Annotated in this window: 23 protein-coding genes; 12 read left to right on the forward strand and 11 right to left on the reverse strand. The window is 65.6% G+C overall.

The window, feature by feature from the left end:
- The 4 genes from otnI to AZKH_RS23255 all read left to right on the forward strand — a co-directional run bounded on the left by otnI (position 1) and on the right by AZKH_RS23255 (position 3,431).
- Positions 1-780 carry a 2-oxo-tetronate isomerase gene (gene otnI / locus AZKH_RS23240; protein ID WP_015451739.1) on the forward strand — a complete coding sequence of 260 codons (780 nt, stop codon included), beginning with the start codon at positions 1-3 and terminating at the stop codon, positions 778-780.
- Positions 781-793: 13 nt separating this feature from the next.
- On the forward strand, positions 794-1,798 hold the full coding sequence (denD, locus tag AZKH_RS23245; protein WP_015451740.1) for a D-erythronate dehydrogenase: 1,005 nt from the start codon (positions 794-796) through the stop codon (positions 1,796-1,798).
- Between the two features lie 101 nt (positions 1,799-1,899).
- Positions 1,900-2,796 carry an NAD(P)-dependent oxidoreductase gene (locus tag AZKH_RS23250; RefSeq protein ID WP_015451741.1) on the forward strand — a complete coding sequence of 299 codons (897 nt, stop codon included), beginning with the start codon at positions 1,900-1,902 and terminating at the stop codon, positions 2,794-2,796.
- Between the two features lie 47 nt (positions 2,797-2,843).
- Positions 2,844-3,431 (forward strand): peroxiredoxin, encoded by a 588-nt coding sequence (locus tag AZKH_RS23255; protein ID WP_015451742.1) that lies wholly within the window; start codon positions 2,844-2,846, stop codon positions 3,429-3,431.
- A gap of 10 nt (positions 3,432-3,441) precedes the next feature.
- Here the strand turns inward: AZKH_RS23255 and AZKH_RS23260 are convergent, their stop codons facing one another.
- Together AZKH_RS23260 and AZKH_RS23265 are read right to left on the reverse strand one after the other, a co-directional pair.
- Positions 3,442-4,758, reverse strand: a complete 1,317-nt coding sequence (locus AZKH_RS23260) for a nitrate/sulfonate/bicarbonate ABC transporter ATP-binding protein (RefSeq protein ID WP_015451743.1) — start codon at positions 4,756-4,758, stop codon at positions 3,442-3,444.
- Between the two features lie 9 nt (positions 4,759-4,767).
- Complete coding sequence (locus AZKH_RS23265; protein WP_015451744.1) at positions 4,768-6,498, reverse strand: ABC transporter permease subunit; 1,731 nt, start codon at positions 6,496-6,498, stop codon at positions 4,768-4,770.
- Positions 6,499-6,692: 194 nt separating this feature from the next.
- Between AZKH_RS23265 and AZKH_RS23270 the strand changes: the two genes are divergently transcribed.
- Genes AZKH_RS23270 through AZKH_RS23285 form a run of 4 tightly spaced genes read left to right on the forward strand, consistent with a single transcriptional unit; the run spans position 6,693 to position 11,011 of the window.
- Positions 6,693-7,463, forward strand: a complete 771-nt coding sequence (locus tag AZKH_RS23270; RefSeq protein WP_015451745.1) for a DUF3348 domain-containing protein — start codon at positions 6,693-6,695, stop codon at positions 7,461-7,463.
- Positions 7,460-9,670 (forward strand): DUF802 domain-containing protein, encoded by a 2,211-nt coding sequence (locus AZKH_RS23275; RefSeq protein WP_015451746.1) that lies wholly within the window; start codon positions 7,460-7,462, stop codon positions 9,668-9,670. The genes AZKH_RS23270 and AZKH_RS23275 overlap by 4 nt, the downstream gene beginning before the upstream one ends.
- Before the next feature lie 2 nt (positions 9,671-9,672).
- Entirely contained in the window at positions 9,673-10,311 is a 639-nt protein-coding gene (locus AZKH_RS23280) for an OmpA family protein (RefSeq protein WP_015451747.1), read from the forward strand.
- Positions 10,304-11,011 carry a DUF2894 domain-containing protein gene (locus tag AZKH_RS23285; RefSeq protein WP_015451748.1) on the forward strand — a complete coding sequence of 236 codons (708 nt, stop codon included), beginning with the start codon at positions 10,304-10,306 and terminating at the stop codon, positions 11,009-11,011. The genes AZKH_RS23280 and AZKH_RS23285 overlap by 8 nt, the downstream gene beginning before the upstream one ends.
- 39 nt (positions 11,012-11,050) lie before the next feature.
- Here the strand turns inward: AZKH_RS23285 and AZKH_RS23290 are convergent, their stop codons facing one another.
- Both AZKH_RS23290 and AZKH_RS23295 read right to left on the reverse strand, forming a co-directional pair.
- Complete coding sequence (locus tag AZKH_RS23290) at positions 11,051-11,644, reverse strand: glutathione S-transferase family protein (protein WP_015451749.1); 594 nt, start codon at positions 11,642-11,644, stop codon at positions 11,051-11,053.
- Positions 11,641-12,228, reverse strand: coding sequence for a pyridoxamine 5'-phosphate oxidase family protein (locus AZKH_RS23295; RefSeq protein WP_015451750.1), 588 nt, complete (start codon positions 12,226-12,228; stop codon positions 11,641-11,643). Before AZKH_RS23295 ends, AZKH_RS23290 begins: the two co-directional genes overlap by 4 nt.
- A gap of 138 nt (positions 12,229-12,366) precedes the next feature.
- Between AZKH_RS23295 and AZKH_RS23300 the strand changes: the two genes are divergently transcribed.
- The 3 genes from AZKH_RS23300 (at position 12,367) to AZKH_RS23310 (ending at position 15,173) form a co-directional block, all read left to right on the forward strand.
- Positions 12,367-13,248: a LysR family transcriptional regulator gene (locus tag AZKH_RS23300; protein ID WP_231874588.1), complete on the forward strand. Its 882-nt coding sequence runs from the start codon at positions 12,367-12,369 to the stop codon at positions 13,246-13,248.
- Positions 13,249-13,350: 102 nt separating this feature from the next.
- Positions 13,351-13,971: a hemolysin III family protein gene (locus AZKH_RS23305; protein WP_015451752.1), complete on the forward strand. Its 621-nt coding sequence runs from the start codon at positions 13,351-13,353 to the stop codon at positions 13,969-13,971.
- A 26-nt stretch (positions 13,972-13,997) separates the two neighbouring features.
- Positions 13,998-15,173, forward strand: coding sequence for a metallophosphoesterase (locus tag AZKH_RS23310; protein WP_041657876.1), 1,176 nt, complete (start codon positions 13,998-14,000; stop codon positions 15,171-15,173).
- A 24-nt stretch (positions 15,174-15,197) separates the two neighbouring features.
- Here AZKH_RS23310 and AZKH_RS23315 read toward each other — a convergent pair whose 3' ends face one another.
- The 6 genes from AZKH_RS23315 to AZKH_RS23340 form a co-directional block, all read right to left on the reverse strand.
- Positions 15,198-15,542, reverse strand: a complete 345-nt coding sequence (locus AZKH_RS23315; protein WP_041658017.1) for a hypothetical protein — start codon at positions 15,540-15,542, stop codon at positions 15,198-15,200.
- Positions 15,543-15,677: 135 nt separating this feature from the next.
- Positions 15,678-16,268 carry a hemerythrin domain-containing protein gene (locus AZKH_RS23320; RefSeq protein WP_015451755.1) on the reverse strand — a complete coding sequence of 197 codons (591 nt, stop codon included), beginning with the start codon at positions 16,266-16,268 and terminating at the stop codon, positions 15,678-15,680.
- Between the two features lie 162 nt (positions 16,269-16,430).
- Positions 16,431-17,126, reverse strand: coding sequence for a succinate dehydrogenase iron-sulfur subunit (locus tag AZKH_RS23325; RefSeq protein WP_015451756.1), 696 nt, complete (start codon positions 17,124-17,126; stop codon positions 16,431-16,433).
- Positions 17,127-17,146: 20 nt separating this feature from the next.
- Positions 17,147-17,491: a succinate dehydrogenase, hydrophobic membrane anchor protein gene (sdhD, locus tag AZKH_RS23330; RefSeq protein WP_015451757.1), complete on the reverse strand. Its 345-nt coding sequence runs from the start codon at positions 17,489-17,491 to the stop codon at positions 17,147-17,149.
- Positions 17,488-17,871, reverse strand: a complete 384-nt coding sequence (sdhC, locus tag AZKH_RS23335) for a succinate dehydrogenase, cytochrome b556 subunit (RefSeq protein WP_015451758.1) — start codon at positions 17,869-17,871, stop codon at positions 17,488-17,490. The genes sdhD and sdhC overlap by 4 nt, the downstream gene beginning before the upstream one ends.
- 138 nt (positions 17,872-18,009) lie before the next feature.
- A complete protein-coding gene (locus AZKH_RS23340; protein WP_015451759.1) occupies positions 18,010-18,918 on the reverse strand; it encodes a LysR family transcriptional regulator in 909 nt (302 codons plus the stop codon).
- Positions 18,919-19,031: 113 nt separating this feature from the next.
- Here AZKH_RS23340 and AZKH_RS23345 point away from each other — a divergent pair, with 113 nt between their 5' ends.
- Positions 19,032-19,910: an SDR family oxidoreductase gene (locus AZKH_RS23345; protein ID WP_015451760.1), complete on the forward strand. Its 879-nt coding sequence runs from the start codon at positions 19,032-19,034 to the stop codon at positions 19,908-19,910.
- Here AZKH_RS23345 and AZKH_RS23350 read toward each other — a convergent pair.
- Positions 19,907-20,386, reverse strand: coding sequence for an ester cyclase (locus AZKH_RS23350; protein ID WP_015451761.1), 480 nt, complete (start codon positions 20,384-20,386; stop codon positions 19,907-19,909). The genes AZKH_RS23345 and AZKH_RS23350 overlap by 4 nt on opposite strands.
- Positions 20,387-20,439 lie beyond the last annotated feature (53 nt).

Below are 20,439 nucleotides of genomic sequence, written 5' to 3' on the forward strand. Positions count from 1 at the left end.
ATGCCCCGATTTGCCGCCAACCTGACGATGATGTTCACCGAAGTCCCCTTCCCCGAGCGCTTCGCGCGCGCGGCGAAAGCGGGCTTCAAGGGCGTCGAGTTTCTGTTCCCTTACGACCACGCACCGGCCGAGGTCGCCGTCTGGCTGCGCGAAAATGGCCTCGCGAACGCCCTCTTCAACCTGCCACCCGGCGACTGGGCGGCCGGCGAACGCGGCATCGCAGCCCTGCCCGGCCGCGAAGAGGAATTCCGTGCGAGCGTCGCCACCGCCCTGCGCTATGCGCTGGCGCAGGGCACGCCGTGCCTGCATGCGATGGCGGGACTCGTCCCGGCGGGCGCCGATCGCATTGCCTTCCGCGAGACCTTCATCGCCAACCTGCGCTACGCCGCACGCGAACTCGCGGCCCACGGCCGCACGCTGCTGATCGAACCGATCAATCCGCGCGACATGCCCGGCTACTTCCTCAACAGCCAGGCCGAGGCGCATGCGATTCGCGAAGCGGTCGGCGAGCCGAACCTGAAGGTGCAGATGGACTTCTATCACGCGCAGATCGTCGAGGGCGATCTCGCGACGACCTTCCGCAAGTACTTCGCCGATATCGGCCACGTGCAGATCGCGAGCGTGCCCGAGCGCCACGAGCCCGACGATGGCGAAGTCAATTACACCTATCTGTTCCGTCTGCTCGACGAGCTCGGTTACGCCGGCTGGGTCGGTTGCGAATACCGGCCGCGCGGGAAGACCGAAGACGGCCTGGGCTGGCTCAAGACGATCGCACTCTGACAAGGACACCAAGATGAAAGTCGTGATAACCGGCGGGGCCGGATTCCTGGGCCAGCGCCTGGCCCGTCGACTGCTGCAGCGTGGCACCCTCGTCGGCGCCGAAGGCCGGGAACAGGCCATTCGCGAGATTGTGTTGCTGGACGTCGTCGCACCGCAGGACGTCTCCGACCCCAGGATCAGCGTCGTCACCGGCGACATCTCCGACCCGAACGTGCTGGCCCGCGCGATCGACCGCGACACCACTGCCGTCTTCCATCTCGCAGCCGTCGTCAGCGGCCAGGCGGAAGCGTCCTTCGACCTCGGGATGCGCATCAATCTCGATGCGTCCCGCGCGCTGCTGGAGACCTGCCGCGGGCTCGGGCAGCGGCCCAAGGTGATCTTCACGAGCTCGGTCGCGGTCTATGGCGGTGCGCTGCCGGCTGTCGTCCGCGACGACACCGCACTCGACCCGCGCTCGTCCTACGGCGTGCAGAAGGCGATCGGCGAGCTGCTGCTGAGCGACTACAGCCGCCGCGGCTTCGTCGACGGCCGCGTGCTGCGCCTGCCGACCATCAGCGTGCGGCCCGGCAAGCCGAACCAGGCGGCGTCGAGCTTCGCGAGCGGCATCATCCGCGAGCCGCTTTCCGGAGAAGAAGCGATCTGCCCCGTCACGGCAGACACGCGGCTGTGGCTGCTGTCGCCGCGGCGCGCGATCGAGTGCCTGATCGCCGGCCACGACCTCTCGGCCGACGCGCTCGGCGACCGCCGCATCATCAACCTGCCCGGGATTTCGGTGAGCGTCTCCGAGATGGTGGCGGCCCTCGAAACCGTGGCCGGCCCCGAAGCCGTCGCCCGCATCCGCTGGCAGCCCGACGCGACGATCCAGCGCATCGTCGGCAGCTGGCCGGGCGCCTGGGATACTGCGCGGGCCGGGCAGCTGGGGCTCGCGGGCGATCCGGACTTCGTCAGCATCGTGCGCGCCTACGTCGAGGACGACCTGCCGGCCGCGGTCGGTACTTCGACACTACGCGCGGCTTGAGACCGAGGAAACTGCGTCGGCGATTGCCGGTCGGAATCACGGGAATGCCGTGACGATATCCGGCATGTGTACCGCTTCAATCTGAATAGGAAGGCGCACGAATGAAGAAGCCCACAGTTGCTTTCATCGGCCTCGGCGCCATGGGTGCCCCCATGGCCCGCAACCTGATCGCCGCCGGATTCGCGGTCACGATCTACAACCGCAGCCGCGGCCCGGCCGAGGCGTTCGCCGCCGAAGGCGTCCGAATCGCCGCGTCGCCCGCCGACGCCGTCGAGCCCGGCGGCATCGTCGTCACGATGCTCGCCAACGACGCGGCACTCGAAGCCGTCACCCTCGGAGAAGACGGCTTTGCGGCGCGCCTCGGCGCCGGCGGCATGCATATCTCGATGAGCACGGTCTCGGCGGAGACTTCGCGGCGTCTGGCAATCGAGCACGCCAAGCTTGGGAGCAAGCTTCTCGCCGCGCCGGTCTTCGGCCGCCCGGAAGCGGCGGCGGCACGGAAGCTCTGGATCTGCCAGTCCGGCTCCGACGACGCGAAGGAGCGCGCGCAGCCCGTGCTCGCCGCGCTCGGCCAGAAGATCCACGATTTCGGCACCGATCCCGGCGCCGCGAATGTCGTCAAACTCTCGGGCAATTTCCTGATCTTCTCCGCCATCGAAGCGCTCTCCGAGGCGCTCGCGCTCGCAGAAAAGAACGGCGTCGACCGCGAAGTCCTCGTCAGCTTCTTCGGCGAGACCATTTTCAACTGCCCGATCTACCAGAACTATGGCCGCATGCTCGCGCAACGCAGCTACGAACCGCCCGGTTTCAAGCTCGAACTGGGCATGAAGGACATGCGCCTCGTACGCAACGTCGCCGAAGACGCCCAGGTCCCGATGCCCCTGGCGGACCTGCTCCACGCCCGGCTGCTGACGGCCCTCGCAAAAGGCCGCGGCGGGATGGACTGGATGGCGATCGAGCTCTCGTCGTCGGAGGATGCCGGACTGACCGGAACCTGAGGATCGGCGCGCAGTCCCAAGGGCGTGCCATTCACCGAGGTTTCCAGATGATCCGCTTCCTGATTGCTTGCCTCCTGGCGGGGGCCATTGCAATCCCCGCCATGGCGGCGCTCAAGGAGGGCGACAGCGCGCCGGACTTCCGCGCCCAGGCCTCTCTCGCCGGCAACGCCTTCGACTTTTCGCTGAAGGAGGCGCTGAAGAAAGGCCCGGTGGTCGTGTACTTCTACCCGGCCGCCTTCACCGAGGGATGCAACATCCAGGCGCATGAATTCGCGGTCCACCACGACAAGTTCGTCGCGGCCGGCGCGACCGTCATCGGCGTGTCGCTCGACGACATCTCCCGCCTCAACGCATTTTCGGCCGATCCGCAATACTGCGGCGGCAAGGTACCGGTCGCATCCGACGCGGACGGCCGCATTGCCAAGTCCTACGACTTGCGCATCGTAAAGATCCCGGTTTCGATCAAGGATAGCCGGGGCGTGGCCGTCGATCACGGCTTCGTCGAGCGCACCACCTTCATCGTGACGCCGGACGGAAAGATCGCCGCGACCATCGGCGGCCTCGCCCCGCAGGACAATGTCGCGAAGGCGCTGGAGGCCGTGCAGAAGCTCTCGGCAAAGCGGCCGGCGATGTGATGCCCGCCGGCTAGGTCACGACGCTGCCGGCCGCTTCGCCCTCAGGGAGATGAATGACGCCGGTATTGTAGTTGTACTCGAAGACCTCGCCGTAGCGCCCCCATTCGATCGCCACCCGCAGGGCACGCTCGGCTTCTGCTTCATCCAGGGTGTAGCGTAAGAGCTTGAGGAACAGGTCCTGTGGCAGGTCGCCGCTCGCATCCTGCTCCAGGCCGTGGCGGATGTAGGCGATGAGCGGGACATGCGAAAGGAGCTGCTGTCCGAAGAGCTCCTGCCGCAAGGTCTTCGTGCCGCCGATGTAATGCTCACCCAAGGAAGTGATCGTGATGTCGCCGTGGGCCAAGTGCGCAAAACCGAGCAGCGCCAAGGCATGGCTCGCCTCCAGAAGTTCATCGTCGGTAAGTTCGGCCTCTTCGGCGAGCTGCGGGAGGTCCGCACGGCCGTGAAACGGCTCGTCGGCCAGCAGCTCAAGCAGTCCTTCGATGCGGGCCACGTCGGCCACGGGCAGCCGGTCGCCGATACCCAAGGGCGTTTCCCTTTCCGCAGGTTTCCCGGTCCGGGCCGGCCGTGCCGTCATGAGCCCATAGACTTCGTCGACCAGGGCCCGCAGGTCAGGGCTGGCCACGTCTCTGGGACGCTCCAGACTGACCGCCAACTCGGCCCGCACGCGCCCCGGATTGCTGCCGAAGATCAGCACGCGGTCGGCCATGGTGACGGCCTCCTCGATGTTGTGGGAGACGACCAGGATCGCCTTGGTCGGCATCTCGCCGCTTTCCCACAAGCCCAGGATGTCCTCCCGCAGGCGCTCGCCGGTCAGTACGTCGAGGGCCGAAAAGGCCTCGTCCATCAGCAGCACTTCCGGTTCCAGCACGAGCGCGCGAGCGATGCCCACCCGCTGGCGCATGCCGCCCGAGAGTTCCCGCGGCAACGCGCCCTCGAAGCCGGACAGGCCGATCAGCTCGATGGCTGCCTGTGCGCGGCGCGAACGCTCTTCGGGCCCCATCCCGCGCGCTTCAAGGCCCAGTTCGACGTTCTTCTGTACGGTCAGCCACGGGAACAGGGCGAAGGACTGGAACACCATGCTTACGCCTCGGGCGGGCCCATGGAGCGGCAAGCCCCGGTACAGCACCTCGCCTCCATCGGCGCTGATGAGGCCGGCCATGATCCGCAGCAGCGTGGACTTGCCCGATCCGGACTGGCCCAGCAGTGCCACGATCTCGCCTTCCCGCAGCGTGAAGTCCACCCCTTCGAGCACTGCACGGGCCGTTCCATCGGTCGACCGGAAGGACTTGCCGACGGATTTGAGTTCAATGATCGGGGTGCTCACCGGCGTTCCTCAGAAATGCAAACGATCCTCGGCCATGCGATAAAGCCGGCGCCAGACGAAGTGGTTGAAGGCCATGACGAATATGCACATCACACCGATACCCAGGGCAATGCGCGGAAAGTCGCCCGTCGCCGTCATTTCCGCGATGTAGCTGCCGAGGCCGTGGGCTTTCAGCGTCGTGTCGCCCCAGGTGACGTACTCGGCAACGATGCTGGCGTTCCAGGACCCGCCGCTCGCGGTGATGGCGCCCGTGACGAAACTGGGGAAGATCGCAGGCAGCAGGTATCGGCGCCACTTGAGCCAGCCCGTCAGGCTGAAATTCTGCGCGGCGTAGCGCAGTTCAGTGGGGATGGTCGATGCCCCGGCGATCACGTTGAACAGCAGATACCACTGGGTACCGAGGACCATCAGCGGCGACAGCCAGACGTCGGGATTCAGTTTGAAGTGCACGATCCCCAGCACGGCGACCGGGAACATCAGGTTGGCGGGGAAGGCAGCAAGGAATTGCGCGACCGCCTGGACGCGCTCCGCGAGGCGCGGATTGAGACCGATCCGGATCCCGATCGGCACCCAGACGAGGGCCGCGATCAACATCAGCACGACCACCCGCATCATCGTATAGAGGCCGAGAACGAAGACGTGCCCGGCTTCGCCCCAGCCCACTTCGGTGTGGATGAAGCGCAACAGCGACCAGACGGCGTAAAAGACGGCGGCTGCGATCACCGCATCCCAGATGCGTTCGGGCACCATGTTCGCCGGGCGCGGCCTCGCGCGGATCGACGTACCGTCATGGCCCATGCGGAAAACGGTCAGCGAACGCTCCAGCAACGCGACGAACAGCTTCACGATGCCCTGGGTGCGCTCCGTGCGGCGCAGCCAGGTGAGCAGCCACGAGTCCTGGGCGGAGTCGCCCCCCGTTTCCTCGAAACGGAACTTGTCGGCCCAGGCGAGCAAGGGGCGGAAAAACAGCTGGTCGTAGAGCAACACGCCCACCAGCATCGCGCCGATGGCCCAGGCGATGGCATGAAGGTCGCGGGCTTCGATTGCAAGCGCGATATAGGACCCGATGCCCGGCAGTTTGATGCTCTGGTTGGATACCGAGATCGCCTCGGACGCCACGACGAAGAACCAGCCCCCCGACATCGACATCATCATGTTCCAGAGCAGGCCTGGCATTGCATAGGGCAGCTCCAGCCGCCAGAAGCGTTGCCAGGGAGACAGCTGGAATACGCGAGCCGCCTCCGACAGCTCCGCCGGTACCGTCCGAAAACCCTGGTAGGCGGAGAAGGCCATGTTCCAGGCCTGGGAGGTGAAGATGGCGAAGATTGCCGCGCATTCGACGCCCAGCAGGTTGCCCGGGAAGAGCGCGATAAAGCCGGTGACGGTGATCGAGAGGAAGCCGAGTACCGGGATCGACTGCAGGATGTCGAGCAGGGGCACCAGCACCTTTTCCGCCGCGCGATACTTCGAGGCGAGCGCGGCGAAGACACAGCTGAAAACCATGGAGGCCGCGAGTGCGATGAACATCCGCAGCGTCGTGCGCAGCAGGTAGTAGGGCAAGACCGAGGGAGCCAGGCTGAGAGGGATCGCCTCGCCGAGCTGGTAGGGGCGGGCCATCTGTTGGGCGCCGTACGCCACCAGCACCAGCGCGGCGAGCACGAGGGGCAGCAGGGCCCAATCCCAGCGATTGCCGCCGGCGTCGACCACTTGGCGCGGGAAGAACAGCAAGTCTTTGATCATATATCGGAATCCGGCCAAGTTTCGGCGCGCAAGACAGCGCGCGTAATCTAGCAGCAAACCTGCGGGGTCCGAATTAAGAATATTAAAGATGGGGCAAGGCCATCCTCCAGCCGGGCAAGACCTCGCCCCGCTGACCTCGCGGCCGCTTTGTAGTAGCCTTGACCCTTTTTCGCCGATCGGGCGTCGATTTGGTCATGGCGCAAGGTTTGCCGCGTTCGCACTTCAATAGTTCCCGGCTGGTTCGTGCGCTGACCGACCTGTCGGTCGCGGACGTGCCCGAGTCGAAGCAGTCCTTCGCCGAAAGACTCGGCCAGTGGCTGGACTTCACCGATGCGCTCTCGCTGTACTCCGCGCTGAACGCCGGCGCGGGCGACCTGGAGCCTTCCTCGGCGGTCGCGCCCGCGGGCCGGGCCCTCGTCCGGAACCAACTCACCCGAGTGCGGGCCGCCCTGCTGGATTCGATCCTCATGGACGGCGTGTCCCGACCCGGCAAAGCGCGCATCGAACTCCCCATCCCGACCCCGAACGACTCCGTCGAAAGCGCGGCCGACTTCGCGCCCTACCATCGCTACTATCTCGCGCACCAGCGGGACATGAGCGCGAATATCGGCTCCCTGCGGGCAACGGTACGCAACGCAATGGCCAGGCAGTCGGCCAAGCTCAAGCGGCTCGCGGCCCTCGATGCCGTGCTGGACAAGGCGCTGGAAGTTCGCGAGCGCAGTCTGCTGGCGACGGTGCCGACGCTGCTGGGAAAGCGCTTCGAGCACCTGTACCAGTCGCACCAGGCGACTCGGGCGGAAGCGCAAACGGCAGACGACCCGATGCAATGGATGCAGCCGGGCCGATGGCTCGCAACGTTCTGCACGGACATGCAGGCCGTGCTGCAGGCGGAACTGGATCTTCGATTGCAGCCGGTCGCAGGACTGATCGCTGCCTTCGACACTGAGGTAACGAGCAAGCAATGAACCGAAAAATCTGCGTGGCGGCCTTCCTCATCGGCTTGGCCGCCGTTTGCTGGGTGGGGGCTGGCTACATCGGCTCCGGCCTGCTTCCGCTGACGATGACCATGATCATCGCCGCCGTCTACGTGACGGGCTCCGTCGAGATGCTGCGCTTTCATCGGGCTACCGACGCACTCGCCCAAGCCCTGAAGTCGATTCCGGAAGATCTGTCGCACCCGGGCGAATGGCTGGCCAAACTCCCCGCTTCGCTACAGAACCCGGTGCGCCTGCGCATCGAAGGCGAGCGCGCCGGCCTGCCCGGCCCGGCGGTCACGCCCTATCTCGTCGGACTGCTGGTGCTGCTCGGCATGCTGGGCACCTTCCTCGGCATGGTCGTGACCCTCAACGGCGCGGTCCTCGCGCTGGAAAGCACCACCGACCTGCACACCATCCGCGCGGCGCTGGCCGCGCCGGTCAAGGGCCTCGGGGTCGCCTTCGGTACCTCGGTCGCGGGCGTCGCGGCGTCCGCGATGCTGGGCCTCATCTCGGCGCTGTGCCGGCGCGAACGGCTGCAGACGGCGCAATTGCTGGACACCAAGGTCGCGACCGCACTCCGCGGCTTCTCGCTCGTCCATCAGCGCCAGGAGACCTACAAGGCGCTGCAGTTGCAGGCCACGGCGCTGCCCGAGATGGTCGGTACGCTGCAGGCCATGATGGCGCAGATGGACCGCCAAAGCCGCGAGCTGAACGAGCGCCTGGTCGCCGAACAGGAGCGCTTCTACCGCGAAGCCAAGGGGATGTACTCGGAGCTCGCGGGTTCCGTCGACAAGTCCCTGAAGACGAGCCTGACCGAAAGCGCCCGCCTGGCCGGCGAGACGATCCAGCCTGTCGTGACGGAAACGATGGCGGGCATCGCGCGCGAGACGTCCGCGCTGCAGGAACGTGTCGCCGAGGCCGTCCAGACACAGCTCGCGGGCATCTCGGAACGCTTCGACACCAGCGTCACCAAGGTGTCGGACACCTGGACAGCCGCGCTCGCCAGTCACGAACGCACCGGCGAGAACCTCAACCGGCAGTTGCAGGGCGCGCTCGCGGCCTACACCGACACCTTCGAGCAGCGTTCGGCTGCCCTGCTCGCCTCGGTCGAAGGCGCGCATGCGGGGCTCCGCGCGGATCTCTCGGCCACGACGACGGCGATGGCGCAGGAGACGAGTGCGCTGCACGCCAGACTCGCCGACACCGTCGAAACCCAACTCGACGGCGTTGCGGCCCGTTTCGACACGGCCGTCGGCACCGTAACGAACACCTGGTCCGCGGCGCTCGCCAAGCACGAAAGTACGAGCGAAGCCCTCACCGCCGCGATGCACAGATCGCAGGACGCCTTCACCGCGACCTTCGCGGAACGCTCGGCGACCCTGCTCGCCACGGTCAGCGAAACGGCTGCCCGTCTGCAGGCGGACCTGGCGGCCAAGGACGAAGCGCGCCAGACCGCCCTCGCCCGGATGCTGGAAGCAATGGCCGCATCGCTGCAGCAGGAATGGCAACAAGCCGGCGCACACACACTCGCCCAACAGGAACAGATCACCAGGACGCTCGGCGAGACCGCCCGCGACATCGCCGCGTCTGCCCAGGCGCAGGCCACGAACACCATCGACGAAGTCGCGCGCCTTATGGAGACCGCCGCGGAGGCCCCACGCGCCGCCGCCGAAGTCATCGGCCAGCTGCGGCACGAACTCTCCGCCAGCATCGCCCGCGATAACGAGCTCCTCGCCGAACGCAGCCGCATCATGGAGACGCTGGGCTCGCTGCTCGACGCCATCAATCACGCCTCCACCGAACAGCGCACGGCGATCGATGCGCTCGTGGCCTCCTCGACGACAATGCTCGAACACACCGGCAAGCGCTTCACGGCAAGCATCGACGCCGAGTCCGCGCGGATCGCCGACGTGGCCGGCCAGATCACCGGCGGCGCCGTCGAGGTCGCGAGCCTGAGCGAAGCCTTCGGGCTCGCCGTGCAGCTTTTCAGCGAATCGAACGACAAGCTGATGGGGACGCTGCAGCGCATCGAAGGCGCCCTCGACAAGTCCATGGCACGCAGCGACGACCAGCTCGCCTACTACGTCGCCCAGGCGCGCGAAATCATCGACCTCAGCATCATGTCGCAACGCCAGATCGTCGAAGACCTGCAGCAGATTTCCGGCAACCAGGCGGCCGCGGCCAGCGAGGTGTGACGATGGAAGACATCGACGCCGCCATCGAGCATTCCACGCCCGTCTGGGCCGTCTTCGGCGACCTGATGTCGGGGCTCCTGGGCGCCTTCGTGCTGATCCTCGTCGGCGTGCTCGGCGTGCAGCTCGAACTGGTGACGAACCTCGAAACCGAAGTGCAGAAGCGCCAGGTCGAGGAGCAGCGGCGCGAGGCGCTGGAAAAGGCACTGGCCGTGCCGCTCGCAGCCGGCCGCGTGACGCTCAACAACGGTCGCATCGGCATCAGCGGCAGCGTGCTCTTCGCGCTCAACTCCGACGAGCTGCAACCGGAAGGCCGGCAACTGCTCAAGAGCCTCGCGCCCCCGCTCGCCGCCTACCTCGGCACCCGCGACGAAATGCTGATGGTGAGCGGCTTTACGGACGATCGCCCCGTGCGCGACACCAACCGCCAGTTCGCCGACAACCTCGAACTCTCCGCCCAGCGCGCCCTGACCGTGACCCGCGCCCTGATCGACGAAGGCATTCCCTCCTCGTCGGTGTTCGCTGCGGCTTTCGGCGCGGAACAGCCGGTCGCTTCCAACACGGATGCCGAAGGTCGGTCTAAAAACCGGCGCGTGGAAATGGCGCCTGTGCCGAAATCGGGCAAGTCGGACAGCCATGGCTGAGATTGGGCAATCGGACGCTGCGACGGTCAGCGCACTGCCGAGCGCCGAGCCGGAGGCGATGATCGATGCCTTGCGCGCCCGCAGCGCCGAGCGCTTCGACCCCGTCGGCTTCCGCTTCATCGAGGCCCTGGCCCGACGCGCGTCCGCCTATCGGGACGACGCGCGACGCGTACTCGCCCTCAGGCTGGCGAAAGCGGTGATCGAATATCGCGAGCGCTTCGATCGCTCCGAGCGCGAAGCCGAGGAAACGCTTGCCCGCGGCGCGGCGGAGCCTCCCGAGCCCCCCAGAAACTGCAGCCCTTTGGCCGCGTTGCTCACCGAAATCCGGCAAGCGACTGCAGAAGGAGCGGCGGGCGGACCTGCGGAGGCGGGCAACCCCATCGTCGAACGTCGAAGCGAGCTGAAATCCCTCAGCTATTTCCGCAGCACCTGGTCGAAGCTCAGCCTGAACCGGCAACTTTCCCAGTCCTTCGCGCAGGCCCCCGAAAACGCCGGTCCGCTCAACTCGCACTTCCTCGTGCTGCAGTCGCTCAAGCAGATGCGCGACATCTCCCCGCAATACCTCGAGCAGTTCATGTCCTACGCCGACACCCTGCTCTGGCTGGATCAGGCCGAAAGCAACCGCGCCCCGACGCAGAAGAATGCGGCGCGCGGCGAACGCGGCAAGAAACGGAAACCGGCCCGCGGCAGCGCCGTGTAGCAGCGCCCAGGCCGGCGGCTTACGGAGCAACAAACTGCCTCAAATTCCCGGCATCGCCAGGAATCCCGGCAGTTCCTTGATCCGACCGATCCACTGGCAGATATGGGGATAGGACTGGAGCGACACGGCGCCCTCCGGCGCCAGGGCCACATAGGGGAGAACCGCGCAGTCGGCGATCGTGGGCCGCTCCAGGGCCAGCCAGCGCCGGCGGGCGAGATGGGCGTCGATGAGGGGCAGGATGCGGGCCGAACGCTTCAAGGTATCGGCCTTGTCGATGGCGTAGCCGAACTTGTCCACCAACCGGGCAGCGCCGGGGCCATTCTGGATTTCGTTGGCCGCGGTGGACAGCCACTGCATCACCTCCGCCATGCCTGCCGGATCCTTGGGCAGCCAGGCCTCGCCGCCGTACTTGCTGGCCAGGTAGACAAGGATGGCCTGGGAGTCCCGCAGGACCACCTCCCCGTCCTCCAGGATGGGAATCTCGCCCCAGGGATTGAGGTCGATGAGAGGAGGCCGCTTGTGCTCGCCACTCAGGAAATCGACGGCGACGATCTCCAGGGGAAGCCCTGCCAGGGCGGCGAAGAGCCGCACCTTGTAGCAATTGCCGGACAGTTCCAGGTCATACAGTTTCATTGCGCGCTCCTTTGTTGATGGGGGTGTTCAGGTTCGGATAGCCGGGATCGCCATTCCGCTTCGGTGTAGCGGGGCGTGATGTGCTGTGAGCAGTTCCAGTCGAAGGCCTCCACCTGGATCAGCACCAGGCGCTCGACGGTGCCCTCCCCTCGCGCCGGCGCCAGCCGGGCCAGCAGCTCGGGATCGGCCTGCGTCGCGTCGATTACCCGAGCCCGGCCAAGGATCTTGAGGCGGCGGCGGTTGGGGTAATCCATCAGGATCAGCGCCAGGCGCCCGTCGTGCCCCAGGTTGCCGACGCTGACATACTGCCGGTTGCCGCCGAAATCGGCGAAACCGATAGTAGTCGGGGCCAGGACCTGGAGAAAGCCGACCGGACCGCCCCGGTGCTGGACGTGCGGCCAGCCGGTCTCGCTCACGGTGGCCAGGTAGAAGCTGTCCCGGGCGGCGATGAATTCCCTTTCCCGGACACCCAGTTCCAGCCGTGGATCGGCCGCCGCCGCTCTCTGCAGCTCACTGCCGTTGTAACGGCGCTGAGCCGCCTTGACGCTGGGGGTGAAGACGATTTCGGCAAAGCGGTGGCGCATGGAAGTCTCCCCGGGAGCAGAGGCAAGCCTCACGATGGGTACATCCTCATCCATTCCAAATCGGCAATAAATAGGCTGATTCGCATAACACTGCTGCGATTTCCGGTTTAATATCCTGGCATGGACAAGCTCCGGGCCATGGCCACTTTCGTACAAATCGTCGAGGCAGGCAGCCTCTCCGCCGCCGCCGGGCGCCTGGACGTTTCCCTCACTGCCGTGGTGCGCAGCCTGGCCGGGCTCGAGCGAGCGCTGGGGGTGCGCCTCCTCAACCGCACGACCCGACGCATCGCCCTCACCGACGAAGGGAGGGAATATTTCGAGCGCTGCCGGCGCCTGTTGGCCGAAGTCGAGGAAGCTGAAACCTTCCTGTCGGCGCGCCAGGCCAAACCTGCCGGCAAGCTCGCGGTCACCGCGCCGGTGATGTTCGGACGCTTGCACGTGGGGCCGGTGGTCACCGGCTTTCTGGCTGCCTATCCGGAGATACGGGCCGACCTGATTCTCCTTGATCGGGTGGTGGACCTCCTGGACGAAGGCATCGACGTGGCCATCCGCATCGGCCAGTTGCCCGAATCCTCCCTGGTGGCCATTCCCCTGGGCGCCACCCGCCGCATCGTATGTGCCAGCCCGGAATACCTCCATCGCCACGGCATCCCCGCCATCCCGGCCGATCTCGTCGGCCATCGCTGCGTCCGCTTCACAGGGGTCACGCCGGGGGCAGAATGGGAATTTGGCGGCAAGAGCGGGACCGTACGGGTCGCCGTCGCCGACACTCTGGCCACCAACCAAGTGGACGCTGCCCTGGATGCATGCCGGCAGGGGCTGGGGTGCGGATGCTTCCTGGCCTACCAGGCCCGGGACCTGGTGGCCTCCGGCCAACTCACCCGCATCCTGGCGGACTTCGAGCCCGCACCCGTGCCGGTCAACCTGGCCTATCCCCATTCCCGGTTGCTCTCTTCCCGGGTCCGTGCCTTTGTCGATTGGGCGGTGCCTCGGCTAAGGGCAGCGCTTGCGGAGGACTGAGCAAAGGTTCCTGGTTCAGCCACCTCTGCCCGGCATGTGAAGCGTCGGGAGCAATTTTTTTGTCCGGTGGTACCCTAACGGGCAGAGGCCGGGGAGGCAGAGATGACGACGCTGGAACGGTTCAACTGTCTCAGCCACTTGCTGGGAACGGTGGCGGCGGTGGCAGGCACAGTCTGGCTGCTGACGGCGGCTCCTCCGGGCGATCCCTGGCGGCTGATCAGCCTGAGCATCTATGGCACCTCATTGATCCTGCTCTACGCCATCTCGTCCCTGTCTCACGCCCATGACGGCAGCCGCCGCGGCACCCTCACCCGGCTGGACCACTGCAGCATCTATCTGCTCATCGCCGGCACCTACACCCCCTTTACCCTTGTGACCCTGCGCGGCCCCTGGGGCTGGTCCCTGTTCGGCGCGGTGTGGGGTCTGGCCCTGCTCGGCATCCTCATCGATCTGCGGTGGAAACCGGACAAGCGCATCCTGCCGGTGGTCATCTATCTGATCATGGGCTGGCTGGTGGTGTTTGCCATCAAACCACTGCGAATATTGATGGATCCTGTGGGCTTCGGTCTGCTGGTGACAGGTGGACTCGTCTATACGATAGGGGTGCCGTTTTTCGCCTTGGGCCGCTACTGGCCCATGCTCCACGGGATCTGGCACCTACTGGTGCTGGCCGGCAGCCTGCTGCACTACCTGGCGATTCTCTGGTACGTGGCGCCGGGATAGTTCCACCCCACAATAGTTCTCCCCCCATGCCCCAGACCCAAACCAAGCATCGCCCCTCCACCGGCCAGAATGTCCTGCCCAGCCGCGTCCGCCGCGCGCTCTGGCGTATTCTGCCGCTCATCGGGGGCCTGCATGCCTACATCGGCTGGCGTCTGCTGCCGGCCCTCGACCTCAACACCACCAGCTTGGTGCTGACCGCTGGCGCTCTGGCGCTTTCCTCCTGCCTTGTGCCGCTCGGCCTGCTCGGTCGCTTCATCGTGGCTGATCAGGTCTGGGCCGACCGGTTCACCTGGCTGGGCAGTCTGGCGATGGGCTTGTTTTCCTCGGTGCTGGTGCTGACCGTGCTACGCGATGCCGTCCTGCTGGCCGCCGATGCGCCGTCACTCACCGAGCCGACGGCAATGGCGGTCCTGGGGCTGGCGAGCCTGTTCACGCTCGTCGGCTATGTCAATGCACGACGGGTGGCCCGCGTCGTCCGCGTGGATATCCCGCTGGCCAATCTGCCGAAGGAACTGGCCGGATTCACCATCGTCCAGCTCAGCGACATTCACGTCGGGCCGACGATCAAGCGCGAATACGTCCAGGCCATTGTCGACCGCGTCAATCAACTCGATGCCGATCTCGTCGCCATTACCGGCGATGTGGTCGATGGCAGCGTCGAACAATTGCGCGACGATACCGCGCCACTTGGTGGCCTGCAGAGTCGACATGGCAACTATGTCGTGACCGGCAACCACGAATACTATTCAGGAGCGGAGGCCTGGATGCGCGAGTTCGAGCGTCTCGGACTGCGTGGGCTGCACAACCGCCACGAGGTCATCGCCCACCATGGAGCCCGCTTCGTACTGGCCGGAGTGACCGATTTTTCGGCCGCCGCCTTTGACGCCGTGCAGGCCAGCGATCCGGTTGCGGCGCTAGCCGCCAGCCCGCCTGATCTGCTGCGCATCCTCCTCGCTCACCAGCCACGCTCGGCAACCGCGGCCGAAGCAGCCGGCTTCGATCTCCAGCTTTCCGGCCACACCCATGGCGGCCAGTTCTGGCCCTGGAATTTCTTCGTGCCCTTGCAGCAGCCCTTTACCGCCGGCCTGCACCGCTTCGGTCGACTGACGGTCTACACGAGTCGTGGCACCGGCTACTGGGGACCGCCCAAGCGCTTCGGCGCGCCTTCGGAAATAACCGTGCTGCGCCTGACCACGGCCTGACTGCTCGGCACAGGGGGCGGGAAATTACCGCGTCCGCGCGCCCTTCACGAACTCAAGTGAGGCGCGAAACAATTCGATATCGCGCTCGTAGTCTGCCGCGTCGGCCCGGTTGATTTGAATCCACTCCCTCGAACTCGCCATGCCTCCGGGTTGAAACGGAACGACGTCGCCCCGCGAGAACTGCAAGTCGATCGCGGTGGCGGCAGGCACGCGTAGTCCGACGCCGTTGCCGCTTATGCAGGCAAACATCTTGTCGTCGACAAAGTAGGCGTCAAGTCCGCTAATTTTCTTTGCTTTGACGCCAGGAAGCTTAAGAAGGACTTCATCGATCTGCGACTTTCGGCTGGCATCTGGTGCGAGAGTATTCAAGAGGTCTCCGTCGAGTGTCATGGCAAAAAGGGGGAATCATGCCGTGTGATACGCCAGATCCAGCGGGACTGCAAGCGAATCATGTCGTCCGGTGCTATCCAGTAGGCCCAAGACATCGGGTCTGAGCTTGCGCCCTCAGTCGAGGTGGCAGGCGGGCTCGGGAGCGTCCTTGCATCGGCAGCCTGCCTCGCGAGCGATGCGGTGATGGAGAGTCTTGAAGCGCTCTTGCACGACGTCGTCGAAAATCGGATCCGCCGCGAAGTGAATGGCGGAATCGACCAGGAACCAGTCTTCATCGTCGAGCAGGACGGCGAGTCGCGGGAAGATTTCTCGCTCCTCGACATCCATGTGATATCTCAACAGGGCAAGGTAGTTACGGACATCCGACTGCAAGGTCGCGCGCGCCATCATTGCGCCCTCCGCTGCCGCGCGCAGATCGGCAGACAGAGCCTCGCTGCTCGCGGATATCCCCCTGTGCTGGTTGGCGAGTTCGTCGATCACGGGAGCAATCCCCGGATCACGGGCGAGCAACCGCCGGAAGGCGACATCTTCACGCGGATGATGGAAGCGATCGGGATACTGCGTCATGTAGTAGACGATGTCCGACATGAGATCGTAGTCCGGCCTTTCGCTGCGGATGAAGGTTTCAATCAGGGATTCGAGCAGATCGAGCAGCTTGTAGTAGTTCGCGTGCTCGACGTGCCATCTGGCGATATGTTCTGACATGATGATCTCCTGCAGTCGCTGGGTCCGATCCCGACATCCCGCGCGCCGCTGGACGCTGCACGGATTGGTTCGGTGCGACTCGATACTAGGGACGGCTCCAGCGGGAGGAAATGACTTTTGTCAGTCGGGCACGCGCCCGGCCTTCGTCGGCCGACGCGCCTGTTACGACGACTCGCGCACGAGCGCGAGCCGGATGCGCTCGATCGCATGCGAGGGGCTCAACCCTTTGGGGCACACTTCGGTGCAATTCATGATCGTGCGGCAGCGGTACAGGCGATAGACGTCGTCGAGGTAGGCGAGCCGCTCCGCAGTGGCCGTGTCGCGGGAGTCGGAAATGAACCGGTAGGCCTGCAGCAAACCCGCCGGGCCGATGAACTTGTCCGGATTCCACCAGAAAGATGGACAGAAGGCGCTGCAGCACGCACACAGGATGCATTCGTACAACCCGTTCAGCTTCTCGCGCTCGGCGGGCGATTGCAGGCGCTCGCGCTCGGGAGGAGCCTGGTCGTTGATCAGGTAGGGCTTGATCGAATGGTAGTGCGCGAAGAACTGCGTCATGTCGACGACGAGGTCGCGGATCACCGAGAAGCCGGGCAGCGGGCGCAGCACGACCGGCTCCTTGAGGCCCGCCAGGGACGTGAGGCAGGCCAGCCCGTTACGACCGTTGATGTTCATCGCATCGGACCCGCACACCCCTTCGCGGCAGGAACGCCGGAACGACAGGCTGTCGTCGATCGTCTTAAGGCGCATCAACACGTCGAGCAGCTTCTTCTCGCCCGCGGCGGGCGCCACATCGTAGTCCTGCATGCGGGGCCGCGCATCGGCTTCCGGATTGAAACGGTAGACACTGATCCGCATCCGTCACTCTCCTTCGGCGCTCAGGTGCCGCCGCCCAGATGGCTCGCAACCGTCAGCAGCACGCGGATGACGATTGCCGACAGCAGCACGGCGACGAGCGCGAGCAACAGCAGCCGCAACGCCGGCGCGTGAATGTAGTCGAGGACGATATCGCGCACGCCGATCCAACCATGCAGGCTCAAGGCGGCGAAGAACACCACGATCAGTACCGCGCCGTGCGTGCTGGTCGCCAGCGAGAGCCAGAGTTCATAGGTTAGCGGCGGACCGGTCAGCAGCGTTGCCGCGCCCAGTGCGAGCAGGACCAGCAGCACCAGCGCCGTTACGCGCTGCACTAGCCATGCCCGCTGCCCGAGGAAAAGCCTCACGACAACCACCTTGCCGCATAGCCGAGCGCGATGAGCCCCGCCCCGACGATCACCGCCCAAGCGCTGGTGCGCGCCTGCGCGAGGCGGCTTCCGATGCCGACGTCCATCAGCAAATGGCGCACACCGGCGAGTAGGTGGTTTGCGGCCGCCCACACCAGAACGACGAGGAACAGCCCTCGCCACGGAGCAGACAGGAGGTCCCGCACCGCGGTGAACTCGGCCTCGCTGCGCAGCGAGCGATCGAGAGTGAGCGCCAGGGCAGGCAGGGCGATCACCAGCAACACTCCGGATATGCGATGCCCGATCGACGCGATCGCGCCGATGGGAAAGCGGATCTGCAGCAGGTTGAGGAACTTCGGTGCAGCCTCCGGCCGTGTCACGTGGCCCTCCCGGCGGGATTCAGCGCTTGTCCACTGGAATATAGAAGGGGCTGGAAAAGAATCAACAAGAGCGAATCTTTGCCCATCGTCTCGACGCCCAGCTGGTTCAAGGGGCTGACCCAACACGACTGGGAGCAATTACGCTGAGGCGGCCGCCACGCCCCCCAGCGCTTCACTCATGTAGTCGATGAAAAGCCGCACTCGGGCCGGAACCATCCGGCTCGACGGGCGAACCGCGTGAAGCCCGAAGGGCTCCGGATGGCAGTGGGCCAGCACTTGGCGCAGCCTGCCATCCGCCAGCGCGTCCTGCACCACGAAGTCCGGCAGCAGCGTGATGCCCATCCCCTGGATGGCGCACTCCTTGAGCACTTCGGCGTTGTTGGCGACGAGGTTCCCATGGATCTGGAGCCTGTCCGCCGGGACGCCGAAAACCGCCCCCCAGTCCTCGCGCGATCCCCGCTGGCTGTACTCCAGACAGCAATGACGGGACAGGTCCTGCGGGGACTCCGGCACCCCGTGCGCCTCCAGATACGCAGGCGACGCACAGAACACGCGGGCCACAGGCGCGATGCGTCGCGCGATCAGCGTGGAGTCGGCCAGCGTGCCGATTCGTAGCGCCACATCGATCCCTTCGGCGACGAGGTCCGTGTAGCGGTCTTCAAGGAGCAACTGGATCTTCAGGTCCGGATGGCGCTGCATGAATGCCGGCAGCAGCGGGGCCAGCCGCTGAATGCCAAAGCTCAGGGGCGCCGCCACCCGAATCAGCCCCGACACCCGCTCGCGGCCGACGCGAACGCGCTCCTCGGCCTCCTCCAGCATGTGGAACACATTCACGACGTCCGCATAGAACTGATGCCCGGCTTCGGTCAGGTCGATGCGCCGCGTCGTCCTGCGGAAGAGCTGGATGCCGAGCGCCTGCTCCAGCGCGGCCACCCGCCGGCTGATTGCAGCCGTACTGGTCCCCATCTGCTCGGCGGCGCGGCTGAAGCCACCCGCGTCCGCGACGGTGATGAAGCTCTTCAGTGTGGGAAGGTCATATTGTTGCATTCAACGTAACTATCTTTTGTATTGCGCCTCATTTATTGCGCCAGTGTAAATCCATAAGCTTCTTTCCAACAAACGACCTCACCCCACCACCGAAGCAAGCAGGAGAAACCACCATGTCCAAGCCCACCCTTCTCATCATCGGCGCAGCCGGCAACAACGGCACTGCAACCCTCGACGCACTGGTCCGCAAGCACAAGGACCGCTTCGTGATCCGCGCCGGCGTCCGCTCGCAAGCCAAGGCCCGCGAACTCCAGGACCGCTTCCCCGGCATCGAAACCGCGATCCTGGATCTGGACAAGCCCGCGACGCTGGCCCCCGCGTTCCAGGGCGTCAACAAGCTCTTCCTGATCATCGGCAACGTCGAGAACCGCGAAGAGCATGCGACGAATGCGATCGACGCCGCTGTCGCCGCCGGCTCGGTCGAGCACGTGCTGTTCTACTCGGTGGTCGGCGCCGAATACGAAGCGATCCTCTTCGCGCGCCAGTTCCGCTTCGGCGAGAAGTACCTCGAAGCCTCGGGCCTGAAGTGGACGCACCTGCGCACGATCTTCTTCCAGGAAAACTTCGTCGGTTGGGCGGACGGCATCAAGCAGGGCGCCTTCTACTTCGGCATCCGCGACGGCCGCTTCGCGCCGCTCAACGTCGGCGATATCGGTGAAATTGCCGCCAACATCCTCGCTACCGACGGGCACGAGGGCAAGGCCTACAACATCACCGGCCCGGAGCTCCTGTCCGGCCAGGACTTCGCCCGTGTCTTCTCGAACGCGACCGGCAAGCCCGTGCAGTTCGTCTCGCCCGACCAGGCGACGACCCTCCAGTCCCTGCTCGGCTCCGGCTGGCCCGAGTGGCAGGCGAAGGGGCTTGTCGAGCTCTTCAATCTCTTCGCCGACAACCTCGCCGCAGTCGTGTCGCCCGACGGCGAGAAGCTGCTCGGACGTCCGCTGACGCGCCTCGCCGATTACGTCTCGGCGAACAAGGTCGCCTTCATCTAAACCCGGCGCGAGGCCGCCGAAAGGCGGCTTCCTGCTCCCCCTGCGTTCGAAGCCAGTTCGGGCAGCATGCCGACCTGCTGGTACAGCGACATGAAGTCGTAGCAGTTCCAACCCTCCTGGATCTGCCCGTTCTGGATTCGCGCGATCGAAACGCCGTGGATCTCGATCGGCGCATTGGACGGGGCGACGCCGAGCCCGGGTCCGGCATGTGTCCCCGTGACGGCACAGTGGCAAGCCACCATGTCGCCCTCGCAGATCGTGCGCATGATGCGGATATTGATGTCGGGAAAAGCCACCCGGAAGGCGCGGAAGAAGGTCTTGAACCCTTCGGGGCCGCTCACCGGCTCCCCGTGCGCAGCCCCCAGACCGTGGACCGTCGCCGTCGGCGACATCAGCCGGTCGATCACGCTCTCATCGCCGTGATTCCACACCCGCTCGAACCACTCATGAATCAGCTCCCGGTTGGCATCGCTCATTTCCGCCGCCCCTCGTATCGATGACTTGAAGACGCCCGCTTCGCACCAAAGCG

The sequence above is a fragment of the Azoarcus sp. KH32C genome (assembly GCF_000349945.1).
GTDB lineage: Bacteria > Pseudomonadota > Gammaproteobacteria > Burkholderiales > Rhodocyclaceae > Aromatoleum.